Below are 22,644 nucleotides of genomic sequence, written 5' to 3' on the forward strand. Positions count from 1 at the left end.
ACTTCACACGAGGACCCGCTTTTGCCCAGCTTCTCTCGCAGCCTAGAACAAGCTCTCCACCGCGCCCTGGCGCTCGCCGGCGAGCGTCGGCACGAATATGCGACGCTGGAGCATCTGCTCCTCGCCCTGGTGGACGACCAGGACGCCGCGGCCGTCATGCGCGCCTGCAACGTCGAGGTCGACATGCTGAAACGCAGCCTCGTCGAGTATGTGGACACCGAACTCGCCAACCTGATCGGCGATGGGCGCCAGGATGCCAAGCCGACGGCGGGTTTCCAGCGGGTGATCCAGCGTGCCGTCATCCACGTCCAGTCCTCCGGCCGGGAAGAGGTGACCGGGGCCAACGTGCTCGTGGCGATCTTCGCCGAGCGCGAGAGCCATGCCGCCTATTTCCTGCAGGAGCAGGACATGACCCGCTATGACGCGGTCAACTACATCAGCCATGGCATCGCCAAGCGTCCCGGCGCGTCCGAGCCGAAGCCCGTTCGTGGCGCGGAGGAGGAGCCTTCCACCGAGCGTCCGAGCGGCGAAGAGACGGAGAACCGCACCAAGAAGAAGGGCGACGCGCTCGAGGCTTACTGCGTCAATCTCAACAAGAAGGCCCGCGATGGCCGGATCGATCCGCTGATCGGTCGTGAGAGCGAGGTCCAGCGCACCATCCAGATCCTGTGCCGCCGTCAGAAGAACAATCCGCTGCTCGTGGGCGACCCGGGTGTCGGCAAGACCGCCATTGCCGAAGGACTGGCGCGCAAGATCATCAACAAGGAAGTGCCGGAAGTTCTCATCGACGCAACGGTGTTCTCCCTCGACATGGGCACCCTGCTCGCGGGCACGCGCTATCGTGGCGACTTCGAGGAGCGGCTCAAGCAGGTGATGAAGGAGATCGAGGCGCACCCGAACGCGGTGCTCTTCATCGACGAGATCCACACCGTCATCGGCGCCGGCGCGACTTCCGGCGGTGCGATGGACGCGTCGAACTTGCTCAAGCCCGCTTTGGCCAACGGCTCGCTCCGCTGCATCGGCTCGACCACCTACAAGGAGTACCGTCAGTACTTCGAAAAGGACCGCGCCCTGGTGCGCCGGTTTCAGAAGATCGACGTCAACGAGCCGTCGATCCCGGACGCCATCGAGATCGTGAAGGGTCTCAAGCCCTATTTCGAGGAGTTTCACAAACTCAAATACACGACCGAGGCCGTGAAAGCCGCCGTCGAGTTGTCTGCGCGCTACATCAACGACCGCAAGTTGCCGGACAAGGCGATCGACGTGATCGACGAGACCGGCGCGTCGCAGATGCTCGTGCCGGAAGCTCGCCGCAAGCGGACGATTGGGGTGAAGGAAATCGAAGCGACCATCGCGACGATGGCGCGTATCCCGGCAAAGACCGTCTCGAAGGACGATGCGGCGGTTCTCAAGAACCTCACCGAGAACCTGAAGCGCGTTGTCTACGGGCAGACGGATGCCATCGAGGCTCTCACCTCGGCGATCAAGTTGGCGCGCGCCGGCTTGCGCGATCCGGACAAGCCGATCGGCTCGTACCTGTTCGCCGGGCCCACCGGTGTCGGCAAGACGGAAGCGGCCAAGCAGCTCGCTTCGTCACTCGGCATCGAGATGATCCGTTTCGACATGTCGGAATACATGGAGCGCCACACGGTCAGCCGTCTCATCGGCGCTCCGCCCGGCTATGTCGGCTTCGATCAGGGCGGGTTGCTCACTGACGGGATCGACCAGCATCCGCATTGCGTGCTGCTGCTGGACGAGATCGAGAAGGCCCATCCCGACCTCTTCAACATCCTGTTGCAGGTGATGGACCACGGCAAGCTCACCGACCACAACGGCAAGCAGGTGGATTTCCGCAACGTCATCATCATCATGACGACGAATGCGGGCGCATCGGACATGGCGAAGTCGGCCTACGGCTTCACCCAGGCCAAGCGCACGGGAGACGACGTCGAGGCGATCAACAAGCTCTTCGCGCCGGAATTCCGGAACCGCCTCGACTCGATCATCTCGTTCGGACATCTGCCGAAGGACGTGGTGGCCAAGGTTGTCGACAAGTTCGTGCTCCAGCTCGAGGCGCAGCTGGCCGACCGCAACGTGACCATTGAACTCTCGGACGAGGCGCGCGAGTGGTTGACCGAGAACGGTTACGACGAGGCGATGGGTGCCCGGCCCATGGCACGCCTGATCCAGACCACGATCAAGACGCCGCTCGCCGATGAGGTCCTGTTCGGACGCCTCAAGGATGGCGGCGCGGTTCGGGTTTTGCTGAAGAAGGCCGAGGAAGGTGTGACGCTGGCGCAGAAAGACGCGCTGGCCTTCGAGTTCCCGGCCGGACCCGTGACACCGAAACCGGAGAAGGATGTGACCAATGCCGGCGGCAAGCGCAAGCGCAGCCGGGCCAAGGCCGCTCCGCGAAAGAAGGAAGAGGCGAAGAAGGACGACAAGGGTGGTTCGGGCGGTGTCCGCACGGTACCGAAAGTTCCTCTCGTCCGGGCCTGATCGCACCGAAGCTCTGCCGAACGGGGCGCGTCTTCCTTACGAGGGAGGCGCGCCCCGTTCGCGTTCGGGCTGAAAATGCGCGGTCCTGCTGTCGACATGCGCGGGCTCGGTCGCTAGCTAGCGCCTTTGAGTAAATGCATCAGCGCACGTTCGGCCGTGACACCTTCGAGGGGCTCGCCGAGCAACGTCACAGACTTCGATTTCCCGTCACGGCTCATGCCGGTGCGGGAAAGGTTGGAGTGGAATCGTTGAAGCCACTCGCGATGACAGGGGAGTATCCATGAGCGATCTGCAAGAGGGCCCCCTGACACCGCTCTCCAGCCAGGGCACGCATGTCGCGGCCCGCCCGCAGAAACTAACCCGGCGTGAAGAGCGACGTCGTCGTCGTGTACGGCGGCGCCGGGGCGAGGAAATCCTGGGTTGGATCCTCGTTCCGATCATCTGCTACGGAATTTATTGGGGGATCAGCGCCGGATTCGATGTGCTCGGAACGACTCCGGGCACGGTCTGGGACCAGTTGATGCAGGTCAAGCAGATGCTCGAGAAGAAGGCTTGACCCTTATCGGGTGAGAGCATGGACCGAGAACAGGCGCTCGGCATCGGTCCAACTCTTCGCAACCCTCCATCCTGCCTGAGCCGCAAGGGCGCGGAAGCCGTCGATTGTGTACTTGTAGCTGTTCTCGGTGTGGATCGTCTCTCCCCCCGCGAAGCTGAAGCGGCGGCCCGCGAGCGACACGTCCTGGGCGCGCAAGCTCACGAGATGCATCTCGATCCGCGACTCCTCGGGTGCGAAATAGGCCCGGTGGGCGAAGGCCGATCGGTCGAAATCCGCTCCGAGTTCGCGGTTGATCCGATCGAGCAGGTTGAGGTTGAACCTCGCCGTCACGCCGGCTGCATCGTCATAGGCCGCATCGAGCACCGCCTTGTCCTTCACGAGATCGACGCCGACAATCAGGGATGCCCCACGCCCCAGGACCCGCCCGAAATGGGCGAGGAGATGGGCAGCCTGAGGCGGCTCGAAATTGCCGATGGTCGAGCCTGGGAAGAACCCTGCCACGGCGCCATCGGAGAGCCCATCGGGCAGGGTGAAGGGCCGGGTGAAATCCGCCGCGACCGGCTGGATCGACAGGTGTGGGAAGTCCCGCGACAGGGTTTCGGCCTCGCTTCGTAGGAAGTTCTCCGAAACGTCAACCGGAACGTAAGCGGCCAAATCCGTGAGATGGACGAGAAGCCGCCGGACCTTCACCGTCGAGCCGCTACCGAATTCCACGAGGTTCGCTCGTGACGGAAGAAGCGATGCAATGTCCGGCCCCGACGCATCGAGGATACCGATCTCCGTGCGAGTCGGATAATATTCCGGCTGTCGGGTAATCGCCTCGAACAGATCGGAGCCGATCTCGTCGTAGAAATACTTCGCCGGAATGAATTTCTGCGCCGCCGAGAGCCCCACGAGGATGTCGTCGAGGAACTGCTGCTCCGGAGTGACGGAGGAGACGGGGGTGGCGTCCGTGAAGACGGGGTTGATGGTCACGGGCAAGTCTCCGAGGAACGCCGAAGGACGTAAGGTTTCGCGGGAGAGGGAAACGGAGATCAGTCGCGATAGTTCGACAGCCGCAGCCCCGTGAACTGCCAGCGCTGGTGCGGATAGAAGAAATTGCGATAGCCGATCCGGGAATGACCTTCGGAGGTGGCCACGGAAGAGCCGCGCAGGACGAACTGGTTCGACATGAACTTTCCGTTGTATTCGCCGAGCGCACCGGACACCGGCCTGTAGCCCGGGTAGGACAAATAGGCAGAACGGGTCCATTGCCAGACGAGGCCGAAGGCGTCGTCGAGCAGACCCTCCTTGGCGGCGATCTCCCATTCGAACTCGGTGGGCAGATCGCGCCCCGCCCATCGGGCAAAGGCATCCGCCTCGAAATAGCTCACGTGGGTGACGGGCAGGGCCGGGTCGATACTGGCCTGTCCGGCGAGGGTCATGCTCGACCATTGCCCGGCTTCATTGCGCTGCCAGTAGCCGGGGGACTCCCAGCCCTCCGCCTGCACCGCGAGCCAGCCATCCGAGAGCCAGAGTTCGGGCCGCGCGTAGCCGCCATCCTCGATGAAGGCGAGCCATTGCGCGTTGGTGACGAGGCCCCTGTCGATCCGACACGGCAGGATCAGCGTCTCATGGCGTGGGGATTCGTTATCGAACGAGAATCCGTCGCCCTGATGCCCGATCTTCTCGACCCTCCCATTCAACTCGGCGGTTCCGCCCCGCGATACAGGACGAGGAAAACGCCATCCGGCATCGTAGACGGGGCTCAGGGGGTTCTGCGCGAAGGCATGGAGGATGTCGGTGAGGAGCAACTCCTGATGCTGCTGCTCATGATAAAGGCCGATCTCCAGGATCGACAGCACCGTGTCGAGGGTCGCCTCGGTCGAATCCGCCAGGAGTCCCTCCACTGCACGGTCCACATGGGCGCGGTAACCGGCGACCTCGTGGGCGGTCGGCCGTGTGATGAGACCGCGCATGATTCTCGGCTGGCGGGGGCCTGCGGCGACGTAATAGGAGTTGAAGAGGTAGTGCAGCCGCTCGTCGTAGATGCGGTAGCCGGGCACGTGATCGCGCAGGAGGAACTGCTCGAAGAACCACGTGGTATGCGCCCGGTGCCACTTCGTCGGACTGGCATCGGCCATGGACTGGATCTGTTGGTCCTCCGGCGATAGCGGCGCGGCGCGGCGCTCTGTCTCGTCACGCACGGCGCGGAAGGCCCTGATCCAGGCCGCGCGATCCACCGGCCTTTCCGAGACGTTTGGCGGCGGGAATGCCGCGCTTTCCGTCTGACGATGCGAGGTCTCGCGGATTGCCGCCGTCGCTGTCATGTCGATCACTCCACTCGCATCCATGATGCGGAAATATGGCCCCGCCGCCATTCGGCAACGGCCGTTCGCCTGCGCCCATCGACGCGGCGCGCATGGACGAAAAATGCCGGGCCTTTTTCATGCCTCAGTGACACGGCCTTAACCCTGCCGGCCCGACACTCCTCCATCTACGCACAGTGTCCAGGCAAGGCTCGTATGCGGATCGATCTGATGGCAGGAGTGATGACGGCGGCCCTGGCGGCCGAAATCCGGCCGACCCCAACCATTCTCGTGTTCGATTCCGGTCTTGGCGGCCTCACCGTTCTCGAACAGGTGAGGCGCGCCCGGCCCGACGCGCGTTACGTCTATGCCGCCGATGACGCCGCCTTTCCCTACGGGCGTCTATCGGAATCCATCCTCGTCGCCCGCGTCCTGGCGGTGATGGAGAGGCTTCTCCTACGCCACGGCCCCGATCTCGTCGTGATCGCCTGCAACACGGCGTCGACCCTGGTGCTGCCTGCGCTCCGGGCGCGCTTTTCGACACCGTTCGTCGGCGTCGTGCCGCCGATCAAGCCGGCGGCGGAAGCGACACGCTCGCGCAGGATCAGCCTCCTGGCGACGCCTGGCACGGTGGCGCGGCCCTATACCCACGACCTCATCGAGACCTATGCGGGCGCCTGTGTGGTCACCCTCGTCGGATCGCCGAATCTGGCGGCCTATGCCGAGGCCGAACTCGCGGGCCACCCGGTCGACGACGCGTTGATCGCCGCCGAGATCGCCCCATGCTTCGTCGAGAGCGAGGACGCGCGACGTACGGACGTGGTCTGCCTCGCCTGTACCCATTATCCCCTGCTGCTCACGCGATTTCAGCGCCTCGCCCCCTGGGAGGTGACCTGGATCGATCCGGCCCCGGCTATCGCCCGCCGGGTCACGCAGCTTCTCGGTCCATCCCGGCGCAAGCCTCTGGACGACATCCCTCCGGGGCTGACGGCCTTCACCAGCGGTGCCGGCATCACGCCCTCCCTGCGTCGCTCTCTCGATGCCAGGGGCGTCGGCGATGTCGCCGTGGAGATGATGCCGCTCGCTCTGCAATAGATGCGTTGCCGCCTCGGCATTGACCTCCGGGCCTCTCTCGCCTATGCAGCGCTCAGTTACGGGGCTCCGAGAGGGGCCCCGCAGCTTTTTCAAGCGCACCCGTGAGCGGCAATGTCCGCTCTGTCGTTCCGCTTCGGCCCCGGGCCGCTTCGGAAAGAGGAGGGCGCGTTCCTCGACCAATCTCACTCGCTGAGAGGAACCGCGATGTCAAAACGTATTCAGGCGAAGCACAAGCTCGATCGCCGTATGGGCCAGAACATCTGGGGCCGCCCGAAGAGCCCCGTCAATCGCCGCGAGTACGGCCCCGGCCAGCATGGTCAGCGCCGCAAGGGCAAGATGTCCGACTTCGGCACGCAGCTGCGCGCCAAGCAGAAGCTCAAGGGCTACTACGCCAACATCACCGAGAAGCAGTTCCGCCGCTACTACGCCGAGGCGATCCGCCTGCGCGGCGACTCGAGCGAGAACCTGATCGGCCTGCTGGAGCGTCGCCTCGACGCCGTGGTGTACCGCGCCAAGTTCGTGCCGACCCCGTTCGCTGCCCGCCAGTTCGTGAACCACGGCCACGTCAAGGTGAATGGCCGTCGCGTGAACATCGCCAGCTTCCTCGTGAAGCCGGGCGACGTGATTGAGGTGAAGGATTCGTCGAAGCAGCTCGAGATCGTCGTCGTCGCCTCGCAGCTCGCCGAGCGTGACGTGCCGGACTACATCGAGGTGGATCACGCCAAGATGACCGCTCGCGTCACCCGCGTGCCGAGCCTCAGCGAAGTTCCCTACCCGGTCCAGATGGAACCGAACCTCGTGATCGAGTTCTATTCGCGCTGATCCCACCGGATCATCACCGAGACGAAAAAGGCCGCCCGAGAGGGCGGCCTTTTTGTTTTGCACGCTGCTTTCTGGAACGGGGGCAGGTTGCGCTCCGCTGGCGGCCTGCGGTGCGGGGAGAGCACAAGAAAGGCGGGGCAGCCTATCTGGCCACCCCGCCTTCGGTAACTCTTCTAACGGACGATCAACTCGCAGCCTGAAATTCGTTCTCGGAAACCAAGACCGGATACGACGGAGAGTCTGAACCCAAGTATCAGCCGCGCTGGCCGATGGGCACGTATTCGCGCTTGTCCGGGCCGATATAGAGCTGGCGCGGGCGGCCGATCTTCTGCGAGGGATCCTCGATCATCTCGGCCCATTGGGCGATCCAGCCCGTGGTGCGGGCGAGCGCGAACAGCACGGTGAACATCGAGGTCGGGAAGCCCATCGCCTTGAGGGTGATGCCGGAATAGAAATCGATGTTCGGGTAGAGCTTCTTTTCGATGAAGTATTCGTCCTTCAAGGCGATCTGCTCGAGCTGAACGGCGACTTCCAGCAGCGGATCGTCCTTGATGCCAAGCTGGCTGAGGACCTCATGCGTCGTCTTCTGCATGATGCGGGCGCGCGGATCGTAGTTCTTGTAGACGCGGTGACCGAAGCCCATCAGACGGAACGGGTCGTTCTTGTCCTTGGCCTTGGCGACGTATTTCGCCACGTTATCGGGCGTGCCGATCTCTTCCAGCATCTTGAGCGCCGCCTCGTTGGCGCCGCCATGCGCAGGCCCCCACAGGCAGGCGATGCCGGCGGCGATACAGGCGAAGGGGTTGGCGCCCGACGAGCCGGCCAGACGCACGGTGGAGGTCGAGGCGTTCTGCTCGTGATCGGCGTGGAGGATGAAGATCCGGTCCAGCGCGCGTGCGTAGATCGGGTTGACGACGAACTCCTCGCACGGCACCGCGAAGCACATCCGCAGAAAGTTCGAGGTGTAATCGAGGTCGTTCTTCGGGTAGACGAAGGGCTGACCGATGGAATACTTGTAAGCCATCGCCGCGAGCGTCGGCATCTTGGCGATCATGCGCAAGCTGGCGATCATGCGCTGCTTGTCGTCCGAGATGTCGGTCGAGTCGTGGTAGAAGGCCGACAGCGCGCCGACGCAGGCGACCATGATCGCCATCGGGTGGGCGTCGCGGCGGAATCCCTGGAAGAAGCGGTTCATCTGGTCGTGCACCATGGTGTGGCGCGTGACCCGGTAGTCGAAATCCGCCTTCTGGGCGGGCGTCGGCAATTCACCGAACAGCATCAGGTAGCACGTCTCGAGGAAGTCGCCCTGCTCGGCGATCTGCTCGATCGGGTAGCCGCGATACAGGAGGACGCCGGCGTCGCCGTCGATATAGGTGATCTTCGATTCGCAGGACGCGGTCGAGGTGAACCCGGGATCGAAGGTGAACATGCCGGTCTTGGCGTGGAGCTTGCCGATGTCGATGACGTCGGGTCCGATCGTACCGGTCTTGATCGGAAGATCGACTTGGTTGTCGCCCACGGAGATCGTGCTGGTGGCGCTCATGGAGACGTGGACCCTTTCTTGGCAGAAGGCAGACCTTGGCAGAGGGTAGCGCCGGCCCGCATGGCGACATCCGCCACTTCGGACCGGCGCGCACGAACAGGCTTTTGCTGCAGGTGCTCACACACCTATCGGGTTAGCGGATCGGCACACCGCCTACAACCGATCCCCCTCGCCACTCGGCCGCGCAAGCGAAAACCGGGCCGATCTGTCACCCGTCGAGCGTCTGTGATCAGGTCGAGGATGCCTGATCTCCGAGGCGCCCCAGACACTCCTCGCGTCCGAGCACGGCCATGACGTCGAAGACCGGCGGAGAGGTCGCGCGCCCCGTGAGCGCGGCCCGCAATGGCTGGGCGATCAGGCCGAGCTTGAGCGCGTTTTCCTCGGCAAAGCGGCGCACCGCGCCCTCCGTGCTGGCCGCGTTCCATTCCGGCAGGTCGGCGAGGGCCGGCAGGATCGCCGCGAGACGCTGGCGAGCTTCCTCGCTCAGGAGGGCCTTCGCCTTGTCGTCGAGGCCGAGGGGACGCGACGCAGTGAGGTAATAGGCGCTGTCGAGGAGGTCCACGAGGGTCTTGGCGCGCTCCTTGAGACCGGGCATCGCCGCGCCGAGCTTGGCACGAAGCTCGGGCGACAAAGCGGTGGGCAATCCGCGATCGGGAGCGAGGACCGGAAGGATCGTCTCTATCGCATCGATCAGCACGGCATCGTCCGCCCCGCGAATGTAGAGCCCGTTGAGATTCTCGAGCTTCGCGAAATCGAATCGGGCAGCCGAGCGGCCGATCGACTTCAGGTCGAAGGCGGCGATCATCTCCTCGGTCGAGAACACCTCCTGATCGCCATGGCTCCAGCCCAGGCGGACGAGGTAGTTGCGCAAGGCCGAGGGCAGGTAGCCGAGGTCGCGATAGGCGTCGACACCGAGTGCCCCGTGACGCTTCGATAGTTTGGCGCCGTCAGCCCCGTGGATCAGCGGGATATGCGCCATGATCGGCGCGGACCAGCCGAGCGCGTCGTAGATCTGTCCCTGCCGGGCGGCGTTGGTGAGGTGGTCGTCACCGCGAATCACGTGGGTCACGCCCATGTCGTGATCGTCGACGACGACGGCGAGCATGTAGGTGGGGTTACCGTCGGAGCGCAGCAGGACGAGATCGTCGAGATCCTTGTTGGCCCAGGTCACGCGGCCCTGGACCTGATCTTCCACCACCGTTTCGCCGTCGGACGGAGCGCGCAGGCGGATCACCGGCTTCACGCCGGCCGGTGCCTCGGTCGGATCGCGGTCGCGCCAGCGGCCATCGTAACGCATGGGGCGGCCTTCGGCGCGCGCGGCCTCGCGCATGGCGGTGAGCTCGTCCGGCGTCGCATAGCAGTGATAGGCGTTGCCCGAGGCGAGCAGGCTTTCCGCGACCTGGCGGTGCCGATCCGCGCGGGCGAACTGGTAGACGACGTCTCCGTCCCAATCCAGGCCGAGCCAGCGCAACCCTTCGAGGATCGCGTCGATGGCGCCCTGGGTGGAGCGCTCCCGGTCGGTATCCTCGATCCTCAGCAGCATGCGACCGCCGAAATGGCGGGCATAGAGCCAGTTGAAGAGCGCCGTGCGCGCTCCCCCGATATGCAGGTACCCCGTGGGGGAGGGGGCAAAACGCGTAACGACGGGTGACGACATCGGGCGGCTAAACTTGTGCGTGAAGGTGGGAGGGCGGATCGACCGGCCCGGATCGGCGCATGTAGCATGCGTTTGCGGTGACGTTAAGAAAACGTGGCGCCGAGTCGCGAGGCGGAGGCGGTGCCGCTCGTGCGGGCTCTCTCCAAAAGGGTGAGCCCTGAGGGAGACGCAGCGGCAGATGGCCCAGGCCAGCGCGCGAGCAAAGGGCGCGACGTTTGCGGGCCTGGCCCGTCCGCGATCCCCGTCGGCTATGGTAGAGGCGGCAAAACGCTGGTTCGCCGGCGGGCTCGCGGAGGAATCCGAACAGCGCCGCCTGTTTCCCTGGCTCGCCGTCGCATTCGGCCTCGGCATTCTCGTCTGTTTCACCGCCACCAACGGCGAGCCATCGCTGGCGGCACCGCTCCTCGTGGCGCTCGCCCTCTCGGCCGCCGTACCGTTCCTCGGTTCAAGGCCCGTCGCCCTCGCTCTGGTTCTCGGACTCGCCGCGTCCTTCCTCGGCTTCTCGGCCGCTGTGTTGCGCCTGCGGATCGTGGCGGCGCCCGTCCTGGCCCGGACGACCATCGCGCCGCTCACCGGCCTTGTGGAAGCCCTCGACGAGCGGGAGGTCGGTGCGCGGCTCATCGTCCTCGTGGAGAGTTTCGGCACCCTGACGCCGGATCGCCGGCCGACGCGGGTTCGCGTGTCCTACAAAAAGGCGCTCACCCTGAAGCCCGGCGATTACATCTCGGCGACGGCGCGGCTCCTGCCCCCGCCCGAGGCGGCCCGGCCCGGCGGATACGATTTCGCGCGCGATGCCTACTTTCGCGGGATCGGCGCCGTCGGCTCTCTCGTGGGCAAGATCGAGGTGAAGCCTCCGCCGAGACCCTTGCCCTGGCAGGTCTCGCTCGCCGCTGCCGTGGACGATGCGCGCAACGCGCTGACCCGGCGGATCACCGATGCCAATGGCGGGCAGGCCGGCGCGGTGGCCGCGGCCCTGGTGACGGGCAAGCGCGGCCTCATCAATGCCGAGACCAACGATGTCCTGCGCGCGGCGGGGATCTACCACGTGGTCTCGATTTCCGGGCTCCACATGGTACTCGCTGCCGGAGTGGTGTTCTGGCTCGTTCGCGCGCTCCTCGCCCTCGTCCCGGGCCTCGCCCTCATCTGGCCGATCAAGAAGATCGCCGCCGGTTTCGCCATGGTCGGCGTCACCGCCTATTGCGTCTTCTCGGGCTGGGACATCGCCGCCGAGCGATCGCTCATCATGACCCTCGTGATGCTGGGCGCGATCCTCGTAGATCGTCCCGCGCTCAGCATGCGCAACCTCGCCCTGGCCGCGCTGATCGCCCTCGCGCGCGAGCCGGACGGGCTACTCGGCCCGAGCTTCCAAATGTCCTTCGGCGCGGTGGCCGGCCTCATCGCCTGCGCGGGCACGCTCAATCGCTGGATGCCGCCACGCGAAGGCGCCAGCCTCTTGGCCCGCGCATGGCAGTTCCTCGCCGTCGCGGTCCTCGGCACCCTGGCGACGACCATGGTCGCCCAGATCGCGACGGCGCCGTTCGCGACCTATCATTTCCAGACCGTCCAGCCGTTCGGCATCGTCGGCAACGCGCTGACCTTGCCCCTCGTATCTCTGGCGGTGATGCCGGCGGCGGTGCTCGGGATCCTCGCCTACCCCTTTGCCCTCGATCAGCCGGTCTGGTGGGCGATGGGGCTCGCGGTACGGGGGATGCTCACGATCTCCGGGTGGATCAGCGGGTTTGGCCACGCCACCCTCGTCGTGCCGGCCTATGGCAGCACGGCCCTCTGCCTGCTGGCCCTCGCCCTGCTCCTGCTGACACTCCCCGTGTCGGGGCTGCGCTGGATCGGACTCGCTCCGGCCGCCCTCGGCATCGCCCTCGCCGCCACGCCACCGCGCTACGACCTCTATATCGACCGGGAGGGTGGGGGCGCGGCCCTGCGCGACCCTGACGGCCGGCTGGCAATCCTCGGAAACCCGCCCGCCTTCGTCCTCGAACAATGGCTCAAGGCGGACGGCGATTCTCGGAAGGCCGGTGCCGTATCCGCCTCCACGAAAGGCCGTTGCGATGCGGTCGGCTGCACCGCAGGGACGGAGACGCGGCGCATCGTGGCGCTTGTCAAGGACAAGCGGGCCTTTGCCGAGGATTGTGAGAGGGCAAGCATCATCATAGCCCGCCGCGACGCTCCCAAAGGATGCCGCGCCGGCCTCATCGTCGATCGGGCGTTCCTGGCGGAGCGAGGGGCGACGGCCGTTCGCTTCGGGCCGGATGGTCCTGTCGCGACATCGGCACGCGCGCCGAACGTCCGGCCTCCGTGGCGGCGGGTCATGGCCGATGCCTCGCCTGTGCCCTCGACACCGGCCGAGACCGCGAAACTACAGGATCCCGAGATCGACGAAGGCGACCCATTGCCGGACACGCCCTCGGACCGGCCTCAGTAGCGGCGGACGAGGCTGACCAGGCGACCCTGGATCTGTACGCGGTCGGGACCCAGCACCCTCGTCTCATAGGCGGGGTTGGCGGCCTCCAGGGCGATGGAGGAACCGCGACGACGCAGGCGTTTCAGAGTGGCTTCCTCATCATCGATGAGGGCCACGATGATGTCCCCCGTATTCGCGGTGTCCTGCTTCTTGATCACCACCAGATCGCCGTCGAGAATACCCGCTTCGATCATCGAATCGCCGCGCACCTCAAGGGCATAATGCTCGCCCCCCGACAGGAAGTCGGGAGACAACGTGACCGAGTGACTTTGGTTCTGGATCGCCGAGATCGGCGTACCGGCCGCGATCCGACCCATGACCGGGATGGTGATGGCCCGTCCGCTCTCGTCCTGACCCTGGGTCGTAGGCGGACGCATAGATGGCGTCGCCTTGGACCGTCCGCCTTCGACGACGCTGGGCGTAAAGCGGCGGACTTCGCCGGCGGGAGCCGGCCTCGGCGCGGGGGCGCCGGTCAGGCTTTCGGGCATCCGGATCACCTCGATCGCCCTGGCCCTATTCGGCAGGCGCCGCAGGAACCCACGCTCTTCGAGGGCCGTGATCAGCCGGTGAATGCCCGATTTCGACTTGAGATCGAGCGCGTCCTTCATCTCGTCGAACGAGGGCGGGACACCACTCTCCTGCATCCGTTGCTGAATGAATTGGAGAAGATCCAGCTGCTTACGCGTCAACATACAGATCACTCTTCCACTGAAGCCAATGGCCGCGACTAACGCCGCTGAAACAAAACACGAACACGGTAGACGTTCTGGAAGTGTTCTGCAAGGGTTCCGTTAACGCGGTGGTAGAGTTTGTTCCTGGGCGGACATTCGCTGGCATCCCGGCGCCGGAGCCCGGCTGGCGGTTCGCGCCTCGCAAGTCGGCTCCATCCCGACGACATCCCACCCCGCGAGCTGATCGCCTCGGCGTGGTCGTTCAATAGCGACGGTGCCACCGGTCGCTGGCTTCGCCGCAGAATCGGGGATTCGTTTCGATCACTGTGACGGATCGGCGAGCCGATACAGACGCTTCGATCCGACCGAAGCCGGCTGTCTCGTCTCGTTCGCCGACATTGGCGGTCGCAGCGACCGGAAACCGGCGACGATGCCGTTCAGTCGAGATAGTCGCCGTACTTCTCGACATGGCTGGCCAGGCCGAGGCCGTGCTCGCGCACCAGGCGTTCGGCAAGTTCCGCGTCGCGCGCCTCCAGCGCCTTGATGATCGCCACGTGTTCCTTGATCGAGTTGGCGGCACGGTCGCCCTGGCGCATGGCCGTGTTGCGGATGCCGCGAACGTGCATGAGCAGATTGCTGGTGATGTCCTTGATGACGTCGCACTGGCCCAGCGAAATGATCTTCTGGTGGAAGCGGATATTGGCTTCCGAATACTCGTCGAGATGATCCGACGGACGACCCTCGTAGAATTCCGGGAAATGCTCGCGCAGGCAGTGCAACTGCTCGTCTGTGGCTCGCTCGCAGGCGAGGCGAGCGGCCATGCTCTCCAGGGCCGACCAGGCCTGGATCATGCTGACGATCTCCTTCTTCGACTTCTTGATCACGAAGACGCCGCGCCGGGCCTCGAACCGTACGAAACCTTCCTGCTCGAGTACCGTCAGCGCTTCGCGCACCGGGGTGCGGCTCACTCCCAGGTTGAGAGACAGCTTCCTCTCGTCGAGCCTCACCTCCTCGCGCTGATTATAGATGTTCATATTCGTGATTGCTTCCTTGAGCGCGTCGTAAGCCAATGCACGCAAGCTCGAAGTCGCAACGATGGGCTTTACTTGAAACGTATCCGTCTTGACCATTTTCGACACCTAGAATGATTTCAACTCGCACACAGGGTCGAGCACACTTGGTGTGAAGCATGCCAAACCCGCGTTCGAAATACAAGGAACGCTTCGGGGCAAAGAAATCCTTCAACACAAGAATAGTGGCATCTCTTGTCCTAGCAATCCGGAGGACATGCATTCGGTCGTTGGAGCCGCGGCGATGCCGCACTCGCCATCGTCTCGTTCGTTTGAGTGCCGCGCAATCGCTGAAGCCCGACCAAACCGGCAAGATCATGCAAAATCGTTTGACAGTTGGTATTTGGTATGCCACCAGTTGTCGAGAGATGCGGAGGGTGATCCGACTGTAAGTCGGCCTGAGCGCGGTCGTGATGAGGCTTCGGCGGATTGGCGGTGGCATCCCAGCACGCTGTCGACGTAGGGACACGCATTATAACGCATTAGGTTCCGTAGCCCTTCGGTCGGGAGGTTTACGGACGGTCTTCAAGATAAGCATGAGCTTTCTGCTTGAGGAGGTCATAATTTTTTCGGTCTGACTTAAGAAAAATACGGTTCCGCCGAGACGCGCGGCCGTGGACGCCCCCGCCGCCCCACGATGGGGACGTCACCTCATCGGCTCGTCTGCCCAGCGGGTCGCAAATCATAACAAAACAGCAAAGAACCAGGGAGAGAACACGATGTCCGCTTTGGCCCAGAGAATCGCTGTCGACGTTTCGGCGGAGCCTGAGCTCACCGATGGCTTTCATCTCGTCATCGATGCGTTGAAGCTCAACGATATTCATACGATCTACGGTGTTCCCGGTATTCCGATCACCGATCTCGGTCGTCTTGCCCAGGCTGCGGGCATGCGTGTCATCTCCTTCCGCCATGAGCAGCATGCCGGCAATGCGGCCGCCATCGCGGGCTTCCTCACGAAGAAGCCCGGCATCTGCCTCACGGTTTCGGCCCCCGGCTTCCTCAACGGTCTGACGGCGCTCGCCAACGCCACCACCAATTGCTTCCCGATGATCCTCATCTCCGGCTCGTCCGAGCGCGAGATCGTCGACCTGCAACAGGGCGATTACGAAGAGATGGACCAGCTCGCCATCGCCAAGCCCCTCTGCAAAGCGGCCTTCCGCGTGCTTCATGCCGCCGATATCGGCATCGCCGTCGCCCGTGCCATCCGTGCGGCTGTGTCCGGCCGACCCGGCGGTGTCTATCTCGATCTGCCTGCCAAACTGTTCAGCCAGGTGATGGAGGCCGAGGCCGGCGCCAAATCCCTGGTCAAGGTCATCGATGCGGCCCCGGCCCAGCTGCCGGCCCCCTCTGCGATCAAGCGCGCACTCGATGTCCTGAAGAGCGCCAAACGCCCCCTCATCGTTCTCGGCAAGGGCGCGGCCTATGCGCAGGCCGATGACGAGGTCCGGGCTCTCGTGGAAACCAGTGGCATCCCCTACGTGCCCATGAGCATGGCCAAGGGCCTCCTTCCCGACACCCATCCACAATCGGCGGGTGCCGCTCGTTCGCTCGTCCTCAAGGAGGCCGATGTCGTCCTGCTGGTGGGCGCGCGCCTCAACTGGCTGCTCTCCCACGGCAAGGGCAAGACCTGGGGCGCCCCCGGCTCCAAGAAGTTCATCCAGATCGACATCGAGCCGAAAGAGATGGACTCCAATGTCGAGATCGTGGCCCCCATCGTCGGTGATATCGGCTCCTGCGTCTCAGCGCTCCTCGACGGCATGAAGGGAGACTGGCAGGCCCCGCCGACATCCTGGACCGATGCCATCTCCGCCAAGAAGGAGGAGAACCTCGGCAAGATGGCGTCGAAGCTGCGCAAGAACTCGACGCCGATGGACTTCCACGGCGCGCTCGGCGCACTGAAGACCATCATCGCCGAGCGGCCCGACGCAATCCTCGTCAACGAGGGCGCCAATACCCTCGATCTGGCGCGTGGCATCATCGACATGTACCAGCCGCGCAAGCGTCTCGATGTCGGCACCTGGGGCATCATGGGGATCGGCATGGGCTTCGCCATCGCCGCCGCCGTGGAAACGGGCAAGCCCGTCCTCGCCGTCGAGGGCGACAGCGCCTTCGGCTTCTCCGGCATGGAGGTGGAGACCATCTGCCGTTACAACCTGCCGGTCTGCATCGTCGTGTTCAACAACAACGGCATCTATCGCGGCACCGATACGGACCCGACCGGCCGCGACCCCGGCACGACCGTCTTCGTCCGGGATTCCCGTTACGACAAGATGATGGAAGCCTTCGGCGGCGTCGGCGTCAACGCGACGACACCGGACGAGCTGTCTCAGGCCGTCAACGCAGCCATGGATTCGGGTCGCCCGACGCTCATCAACGCAGTGATCGACCCCCAGGCCGGCACCGAGAGCGGCAATATCGGCAGCCTCAACCCGCAAAGCGCAGTGAAAAAGAAGAAGTAGGCCGTCGGTCCCTCCGGCCGCTCCCGCGTCAGCGATGCAGGAGCGGCCGGCGCCCATATCCGCCGAACGCCCTTCAACGCGGAAGAGTCCTATGAATGCCCTCGAAGGCGTGAAGATCCTCGACTTCACCCATGTCCAATCCGGCCCGACCTGTACCCAGCTCCTGGCCTGGTTCGGCGCGGACGTGATCAAGGTCGAGCGTCCGGGCGTTGGCGACGCGACACGCCAGCAGCTTCAGGATATTCCCGATGTGGACAGCCTCTATTTCACGATGCTGAACCACAACAAGCGGTCGATCACCCTCGACACCAAGAACCCGAAGGGGATCGAGGTGATGTGGCGTCTGGTGAAGGAGTGCGACGTTCTCGTGGAGAACTTCGCGCCCGGCGCTCTCGCCCGGATGGGCCTGACCTGGGAGGCGATCCACCAAGCCAACCCCCGCATGATCCTCGCCTCGGTCAAGGGGTTCGGACCGGGCGCCTACGAGAATTGCAAGGTCTACGAGAACGTCGCCCAATGCGTGGGAGGTGCGGCCTCCACCACGGGGTTCCGCACCGATATCCCGATGGTGTCCGGCGCTCAGATCGGAGATTCCGGCACCGGCCTTCATCTGGCCCTCGGCATCGTCACGGCGCTCTACCAACGGACCCATTCGGGCCTTGGACAGAAGGTCGATTGCGCCATGCAGGATGGCGTCCTCAACCTCTGCCGCGTCAAGCTTCGCGACCAGCAGCGACTGGAGCGCGGTCCGCTCGAGGAATACAGCCAGTACGGGGAGGGGATCGGTTTCGGCGATTCCGTGCCGCGCGCGGGCAACGATTCCGGTGGCGGGCAGCCGGGTCGCATCCTGAAGTGCAAGGGCTGGGAGACCGATCCCAACGCCTACATCTACTTCATCGCACAAGGCGCGGTCTGGGAGCCGATCTGCGACGTCATCGGCGAGCCGACCTGGAAGACCCATCCCGATTACGCGACGCCGAAAGCGCGCCTGCCGCATCTGAACGAAATCTTCACGCGGGTCGAAGCCTGGACGATGTCGAAGACCAAGTTCGAGGCGATGGAAACGCTCAACGCGCTGCACGTCCCCTGCGGCCCGATCCTTTCGATGAAGGAGATCGCGGAGGACGAGTCGCTGCGGAAGTCCGGCACGGTGGTCGAGGTCGACCATCCGGAGCGTGGGAAATACTTGACCGTGGGAAACCCGATCCGACTTTCGGCGAGTCAGGTCGAGGTCAAGCGCTCGCCCCTGCTGGGCGAGCATACCGACGAGATCCTGCGCGACGTCCTCGGCTATTCCGAGAACGATCGGCTCAAGATCTCGGAATCAGGGGCGATCGGCGCAGTCCAAAGGATCGCCGCCGAATGATCTGCTCCTGAACGAAGCGCGAGCCGATTGTCTCCACATCCAGGCTCGCGTGCACGACGTGAAACTCCTCCCGACTCAGCGCGGTGTCGGCCCCGGGTCCGATGCCGCGCTCTTTCGTTCACGGGCAGTCGATCAGGCGATGCCGGTGAAGCGTCCGGCCGAACCGCCCACGTAACCGCGGCTCTCGGAACCGGTCTTGTCGGGGCGCACCGACAGGAGATCGGCGGCTTTCACCACGAGAACGACCTGAAGAGCGATCATGCAGAGAACGGCGGCGAAGATGGTGACGAGCATGGTGGGCTCCCAATGGCGCGTTGCAGCATCGTGATGCCATGGTGCGGCGCAAACTGATATATCACATTCCTTCGACCAGGCATGTCTCTGATGCATGCTGAAGTTGGTTGCAGCCGGGAGCCGGCGTCGGGCGCATCCGCGAAAGGCACTTTCTCATGTGATCGCGGGACTGAGAGGCATTCGCCGGCCGACAGTCAGGACCTGGCCGCGTCGCCCCATCGGCCCAGCGTGTGGGTGTCCTCCGGTCGAAGCCATTCTCCTGGTTCCGCGATGGCCGGACACTGGTCCGCTACGCCCATAAGGGCCAAGGCCGCGTGCAGGTCAGGGTCCTCGGCCGCGCGTGAGACGGCGTCCGCGGAGAGATGGGACAGGCGGCTGCTTTCGAGCCGCGCATAGACCCGCCCCGTTCTGTGATCGGCGAATCGGATCGTCGTCATCCGGCGAACGCAATCGCGCAGGAAGCTCATGTTCTGTTGAGCTTCCATCGAGCCGGCGGCGGCATAGACCTCGTCGGCCGACCGCGCGGAGACCTCGATCTTGCGGTATCTATCGATGTCGAAGATGAATTTCAGGTCGAGAATGGTCATCGCGCCGTTGATGCCGAAGGCAACCGTTCTCGGCCGCTCACCCTCCGGCACGCTGTTGTCGAGGAACTCGAAATGGACCTGCTTGTCCGTTCTCAGCGCCCAGGTGAAAAACAGGCGCGGCATGCCGGTATAGGCTTCGACATTGTGGGCGAGCAGATCCTCCACCGCCTTGTAGCGGCCGAACTGCTCGCCGCGCTTCCAAGCCCGCTCGACCGTCGCCTCTGGCGGCGTGATCATGAACTGCATGTAGACGCTGTGACCGAAGCGGGTGAGGAGCTGGCTGCCGCTCTCGGCGCCGGCATCGACGGTGAAGCTGTCGAAACGAAACCGATCGATGAGGAGATGCGAAATGCGGCCTTCGGCGGCCTTTACCGCCATATGCCGGTCGAGCTTGCGATCGATGATCTCGACCTCTCGCCCTGTCAGGGTCCCGGCATAGCGCCGGGCCGGGCCGAGGCTGTCGTAATCGAGCAGGAACTTGCGCCAGACGTCGGGCGTGATCACCGCGAAATCCGATTCATCGAGCCCGAGCCGCCCGGCAAGCGCCCGCTGATAGGGCCGGATAGTGCTCTTACCCGATGCCGAGGCACCCTTGACGTTCATGACCACCGGCCGGATCTGGGCCTTCAACACATGGTAGCTTTGCCTGGCGACGACATCGCGAACCCATGGCTCGATCAGCTGTCCGATCCGCGTGCTGCCATGCTGGTTCGAAACGAGCGTGCAGGCGAGACGTGAGAGAAGCACCTTGTCGCGGATAAGGAAACCGCGCCGGCTGACGATACTCGTCACCACCTGACGCAATGCCGTGCAGGCCGCCGCCTCGATGGGTTCAGGCGCTGCCGCACATCGGGCTTGCCATGCGTCGAGATGCAGGAGTGCAGACTGCTCCGGTGTGAGAGTTTCCTCCCGGCACCCTGCGGGTTCGGGCGAGCCGAGGATCGTCTGCCACAAGGATGCCCGTGTCCTGACCCGTTTCTCCGGACCTTTCGACAGGAACATCGCGGAGAGTTCCCGCTCAAGGACCTGCGTCGCATCGCTTCGAATGCGGTCGAGCAGGTCGGAGATCTCATCCTCATGGGACGCTACCCCGTCGCGCAGGATGGTGCCGACCATGGCGCGGAAATTCACTCCGAGATCGCCATAGGTCCGGCCGACCGGAACCGACAGGTCGGCCATGACACGGATGAGAACTTCGTGGACGACGAGGCGCTCTGCCCGGAACCGGACCAGTTGCATCAGCGGAAGCCCGCTAACGTCCATCATCTCGCGAGCGTCCGCGAGGGTGGTCTCGACATTGTCGGGCCGGTAGATCGTCTCCAGGGCGAGGAACGCCCTGGGCAGGTTCGATTCGAGACCCGGATTCCAAGGGCCGTATTCTTCCCGTGGCCTCGGCTCAGCCAGATCCGCGATTCTGCTCTCCGGGATGGACATGACCGACCGCTCCGAGATTCAGCACCTTCGCTGGCGGCCGGGCATCGTCGTCAAGAAATCCAGCTCGCCTGAACTTAAGCGACAGCTGCCTCGTCAATGGCCTCGAGACGCAGCTGATAGCGGTCCCCCCAGAGGACTCCCGCCTTCTCGTACCAATCCGCGTCGAAGAACAGCTTGGCGCAGAACTCGCTCTGCCAGATACAGACGGCGATGACCCTGGAATCGATCACTTTTACATGTCGGCTGATAAGACCGCGTGTGATGCCAGCCGAGGGACACATGTCCATGCTGGTCATCCCATTGGGAGATTCACCACCGAAGATGACGGGACATTCAAGAATGGCCAAGTAACGCATCGCTGCTAACCCTGTTGTCCACGAGATGCGCAGGGCCGGTCTGTTGCCGACCGGCACGATCCCGTAGCGTCTCCCTGCCTCGATACCCAGTCTGAATCGCGCCTCGTTCGAAGGCCGAAATGCCTGGGCACCTTGGATAAATTTTGAATGCAAAACGGGTGTGGGTCAATGATCATGCGCAGGATATCTTGTCCTGCGGTTGCGATACGTTTGTTTTGCGCTGCGATACTACAATGCGAAGATCGATTGCGCATAACCTAGTCTGCGGCACCTGGGGCTACAATTGTGGGTTGGTTACGATCCCGGCACTGAATACGCGTTCATGCTCCGACCTCGGCCGGTCCACCGCCTGCGGACATCTCATCGACGCAGTTCCAGATGCTCTGGACCTCTGTGAGGACGAAACCATCCGTCACCGCGAGATGATCGGTTTTGTGGGCGCAGAACTGCTTCAGCCTGTCGGCACGGGACATTCCGACGTCGACGGAGGTGAAATCCTCTTTCGCCAGCATCCAAACGAGGTTGTCCAGCGCTTCGAGACCGCGCGCCGCCATGGCGCGGAAGATCTCACGCTCGGTGACGATCCCGATGATGGCTCCATCTGTCGGACGATCACCGTCGATCACGACGAGGGCCTCGACTCCAGGACTGCGCAGCAACTGCAATGCGTCCCTCGCCGACCGATCCATGCGGATATACTGGAGTCGGGCCGCGCCATTGCCGGTCCACTGGCTGGCTTCCATGGCGTCGCCTCCCTCAGGGATCGCTTGTTGGAGGACGACTCTGGTATGCAGAATACCTATTGTCAACGGAAGAAATAGAACTATGGTGCCGGTGCCTGGACCGGGAAGAGCGCCACCCTCGATTCCACCGATGGGTGTCGCCTGAGAACCGTGGCGTGGGGAATCCCCAGGGGCAGGATCCAGGCGTGCGGACGGACCCACCGCACGGATCGTCGTTTCCAGCTAATGCCGTGCCTGCCTATCTCCGATTTGAGATCCGGGCGGTTTCCGTTCGCGTGTAACGTAATATGCACGAACCAGCATGGCGAATTGGCGTTCGACCATTAGTGTTGTTTCTATTGCATGGCTCACATAGAACTTTGTTCGATTTGATGACATCTTGAAAATAATCCCTGTTTGCTGCGTTGCGGAATCGATTTTTCTGTATCTCGCTCTTGACGAGCCGACACGTCCGAGTGAGGCTGGTATTCCAAATACCAGAATGTCGGCAGCGCCAATCGCCGGCTTTCTCTTGGATCGGATGCCGGTCAACCGGCTACAATGCCTCGAATGATGCACAATAGAACAACGTGGAGGACGCGATGACGAGGGCGGAAACAACGACCGGGCGAGTATCCGATGGATACCGCTGGGGTCAGCTGGTGATCGGCGTGATCTGCATGGTGATGATCGCCAACCTGCAATACGGCTGGACGTTCTTCGTCCCCGACATCCAGAAGAAGTTC

General features: G+C 63.8%; 17 protein-coding genes and 1 pseudogene. 8 read left to right on the top strand and 10 right to left on the bottom strand.

What is annotated here, in order from left to right:
• Nucleotides 1-21: 21 nt before the first annotated feature.
• Nucleotides 22-2,499, top strand: a complete 2,478-nt coding sequence (clpA, locus tag ASF34_RS15280) for an ATP-dependent Clp protease ATP-binding subunit ClpA (protein WP_056161991.1) — start codon at nucleotides 22-24, stop codon at nucleotides 2,497-2,499.
• A 280-nt stretch (nucleotides 2,500-2,779) separates the two neighbouring features.
• On the top strand, nucleotides 2,780-3,055 hold the full coding sequence (locus ASF34_RS15285) for a hypothetical protein (protein ID WP_018044773.1): 276 nt from the start codon (nucleotides 2,780-2,782) through the stop codon (nucleotides 3,053-3,055).
• Between the two features lie 3 nt (nucleotides 3,056-3,058).
• Here ASF34_RS15285 and egtD read toward each other — a convergent pair whose 3' ends face one another.
• Complete coding sequence (gene egtD, locus ASF34_RS15290; protein ID WP_056161994.1) at nucleotides 3,059-4,030, bottom strand: L-histidine N(alpha)-methyltransferase; 972 nt, start codon at nucleotides 4,028-4,030, stop codon at nucleotides 3,059-3,061.
• A 59-nt stretch (nucleotides 4,031-4,089) separates the two neighbouring features.
• Entirely contained in the window at nucleotides 4,090-5,364 is a 1,275-nt protein-coding gene (egtB, locus tag ASF34_RS15295; protein WP_056162142.1) for an ergothioneine biosynthesis protein EgtB, read from the bottom strand.
• 195 nt (nucleotides 5,365-5,559) lie between these two features.
• On the opposite strand from egtB, the gene murI reads away from it, so the two are divergent.
• Together murI and rpsD are read left to right on the top strand one after the other, a co-directional pair.
• Nucleotides 5,560-6,438 (top strand): glutamate racemase, encoded by an 879-nt coding sequence (gene murI, locus ASF34_RS15300; RefSeq protein WP_056161996.1) that lies wholly within the window; start codon nucleotides 5,560-5,562, stop codon nucleotides 6,436-6,438.
• Nucleotides 6,439-6,642: 204 nt separating this feature from the next.
• Nucleotides 6,643-7,260 carry a 30S ribosomal protein S4 gene (gene rpsD, locus ASF34_RS15305; RefSeq protein WP_018044769.1) on the top strand — a complete coding sequence of 206 codons (618 nt, stop codon included), beginning with the start codon at nucleotides 6,643-6,645 and terminating at the stop codon, nucleotides 7,258-7,260.
• A gap of 253 nt (nucleotides 7,261-7,513) precedes the next feature.
• Here the strand turns inward: rpsD and gltA are convergent, their stop codons facing one another.
• Both gltA and gltX read right to left on the bottom strand, forming a co-directional pair.
• The gene (gene gltA / locus ASF34_RS15310; RefSeq protein WP_027172387.1) at nucleotides 7,514-8,803 is read right to left on the bottom strand and encodes a citrate synthase; all 1,290 of its coding nucleotides are present in this window, start codon (nucleotides 8,801-8,803) and stop codon (nucleotides 7,514-7,516) included.
• Between the two features lie 229 nt (nucleotides 8,804-9,032).
• Nucleotides 9,033-10,460 carry a glutamate--tRNA ligase gene (gene gltX / locus ASF34_RS15315; RefSeq protein WP_056161998.1) on the bottom strand — a complete coding sequence of 476 codons (1,428 nt, stop codon included), beginning with the start codon at nucleotides 10,458-10,460 and terminating at the stop codon, nucleotides 9,033-9,035.
• Between the two features lie 178 nt (nucleotides 10,461-10,638).
• Between gltX and ASF34_RS15320 the strand changes: the two genes are divergently transcribed.
• Nucleotides 10,639-12,900 carry a ComEC/Rec2 family competence protein gene (locus tag ASF34_RS15320; RefSeq protein ID WP_056161999.1) on the top strand — a complete coding sequence of 754 codons (2,262 nt, stop codon included), beginning with the start codon at nucleotides 10,639-10,641 and terminating at the stop codon, nucleotides 12,898-12,900.
• On the opposite strand, the gene lexA is transcribed toward ASF34_RS15320, so the two are convergent.
• Together lexA and ASF34_RS15330 are read right to left on the bottom strand one after the other, a co-directional pair.
• Nucleotides 12,894-13,631: a transcriptional repressor LexA gene (lexA, locus tag ASF34_RS15325; protein WP_056162001.1), complete on the bottom strand. Its 738-nt coding sequence runs from the start codon at nucleotides 13,629-13,631 to the stop codon at nucleotides 12,894-12,896. The genes ASF34_RS15320 and lexA overlap by 7 nt on opposite strands.
• A gap of 416 nt (nucleotides 13,632-14,047) precedes the next feature.
• Nucleotides 14,048-14,740, bottom strand: coding sequence for a GntR family transcriptional regulator (locus ASF34_RS15330; RefSeq protein ID WP_026176100.1), 693 nt, complete (start codon nucleotides 14,738-14,740; stop codon nucleotides 14,048-14,050).
• Nucleotides 14,741-15,399: 659 nt separating this feature from the next.
• On the opposite strand from ASF34_RS15330, the gene oxc reads away from it, so the two are divergent.
• The gene (oxc, locus tag ASF34_RS15335) at nucleotides 15,400-17,139 is read left to right on the top strand and encodes an oxalyl-CoA decarboxylase (protein ID WP_056162003.1); all 1,740 of its coding nucleotides are present in this window, start codon (nucleotides 15,400-15,402) and stop codon (nucleotides 17,137-17,139) included.
• A gap of 91 nt (nucleotides 17,140-17,230) precedes the next feature.
• Entirely contained in the window at nucleotides 17,231-18,505 is a 1,275-nt protein-coding gene (gene frc, locus ASF34_RS15340; protein WP_056162005.1) for a formyl-CoA transferase, read from the top strand.
• A gap of 132 nt (nucleotides 18,506-18,637) precedes the next feature.
• Here frc and ASF34_RS23155 read toward each other — a convergent pair whose 3' ends face one another.
• From ASF34_RS23155 to ASF34_RS15355, 4 genes are all read right to left on the bottom strand, one after another.
• A complete protein-coding gene (locus ASF34_RS23155; RefSeq protein WP_018044761.1) occupies nucleotides 18,638-18,799 on the bottom strand; it encodes a hypothetical protein in 162 nt (53 codons plus the stop codon).
• Nucleotides 18,800-18,993: 194 nt separating this feature from the next.
• Nucleotides 18,994-20,820: a hypothetical protein gene (locus tag ASF34_RS15345; protein WP_056162007.1), complete on the bottom strand. Its 1,827-nt coding sequence runs from the start codon at nucleotides 20,818-20,820 to the stop codon at nucleotides 18,994-18,996.
• Between the two features lie 74 nt (nucleotides 20,821-20,894).
• Nucleotides 20,895-21,050 carry a hypothetical protein gene (locus ASF34_RS23490; RefSeq protein ID WP_244474580.1) on the bottom strand — a complete coding sequence of 52 codons (156 nt, stop codon included), beginning with the start codon at nucleotides 21,048-21,050 and terminating at the stop codon, nucleotides 20,895-20,897.
• A gap of 446 nt (nucleotides 21,051-21,496) precedes the next feature.
• On the bottom strand, nucleotides 21,497-21,919 hold the full coding sequence (locus tag ASF34_RS15355; protein WP_056162009.1) for a CBS domain-containing protein: 423 nt from the start codon (nucleotides 21,917-21,919) through the stop codon (nucleotides 21,497-21,499).
• A 581-nt stretch (nucleotides 21,920-22,500) separates the two neighbouring features.
• On the opposite strand from ASF34_RS15355, the pseudogene ASF34_RS23495 reads away from it, so the two are divergent.
• Nucleotides 22,501-22,644, top strand: a pseudogene (locus ASF34_RS23495) (oxalate/formate MFS antiporter); the annotation flags it as partial.

Origin of the sequence: Methylobacterium sp. Leaf106 (genome assembly GCF_001422895.1) — a bacterium.
Lineage (GTDB): Bacteria > Pseudomonadota > Alphaproteobacteria > Rhizobiales > Beijerinckiaceae > Methylobacterium > Methylobacterium bullatum.

What these genes read in the sequence shown, in the direction of transcription:
- ASF34_RS15285 (WP_018044773.1), top strand. Translation starts at nt 2,780, where the DNA reads ATGAGCGATCTGCAAGAGGGCCCCCTGACACCGCTCTCCAGCCAGGGC.
- egtB (WP_056162142.1), bottom strand. Translation starts at nt 5,364, where the DNA reads ATGACAGCGACGGCGGCAATCCGCGAGACCTCGCATCGTCAGACGGAA.
- murI (WP_056161996.1), top strand. Translation starts at nt 5,560, where the DNA reads ATGCGGATCGATCTGATGGCAGGAGTGATGACGGCGGCCCTGGCGGCC.
- rpsD (WP_018044769.1), top strand. Translation starts at nt 6,643, where the DNA reads ATGTCAAAACGTATTCAGGCGAAGCACAAGCTCGATCGCCGTATGGGC.
- gltA (WP_027172387.1), bottom strand. Translation starts at nt 8,803, where the DNA reads ATGAGCGCCACCAGCACGATCTCCGTGGGCGACAACCAAGTCGATCTT.
- gltX (WP_056161998.1), bottom strand. Translation starts at nt 10,460, where the DNA reads ATGTCGTCACCCGTCGTTACGCGTTTTGCCCCCTCCCCCACGGGGTAC.
- ASF34_RS15320 (WP_056161999.1), top strand. Translation starts at nt 10,639, where the DNA reads ATGGCCCAGGCCAGCGCGCGAGCAAAGGGCGCGACGTTTGCGGGCCTG.
- lexA (WP_056162001.1), bottom strand. Translation starts at nt 13,631, where the DNA reads ATGTTGACGCGTAAGCAGCTGGATCTTCTCCAATTCATTCAGCAACGG.
- ASF34_RS15330 (WP_026176100.1), bottom strand. Translation starts at nt 14,740, where the DNA reads ATGGTCAAGACGGATACGTTTCAAGTAAAGCCCATCGTTGCGACTTCG.
- oxc (WP_056162003.1), top strand. Translation starts at nt 15,400, where the DNA reads ATGTCCGCTTTGGCCCAGAGAATCGCTGTCGACGTTTCGGCGGAGCCT.
- frc (WP_056162005.1), top strand. Translation starts at nt 17,231, where the DNA reads ATGAATGCCCTCGAAGGCGTGAAGATCCTCGACTTCACCCATGTCCAA.
- ASF34_RS23155 (WP_018044761.1), bottom strand. Translation starts at nt 18,799, where the DNA reads ATGCTCGTCACCATCTTCGCCGCCGTTCTCTGCATGATCGCTCTTCAG.
- ASF34_RS15345 (WP_056162007.1), bottom strand. Translation starts at nt 20,820, where the DNA reads ATGTCCATCCCGGAGAGCAGAATCGCGGATCTGGCTGAGCCGAGGCCA.
- ASF34_RS15355 (WP_056162009.1), bottom strand. Translation starts at nt 21,919, where the DNA reads ATGGAAGCCAGCCAGTGGACCGGCAATGGCGCGGCCCGACTCCAGTAT.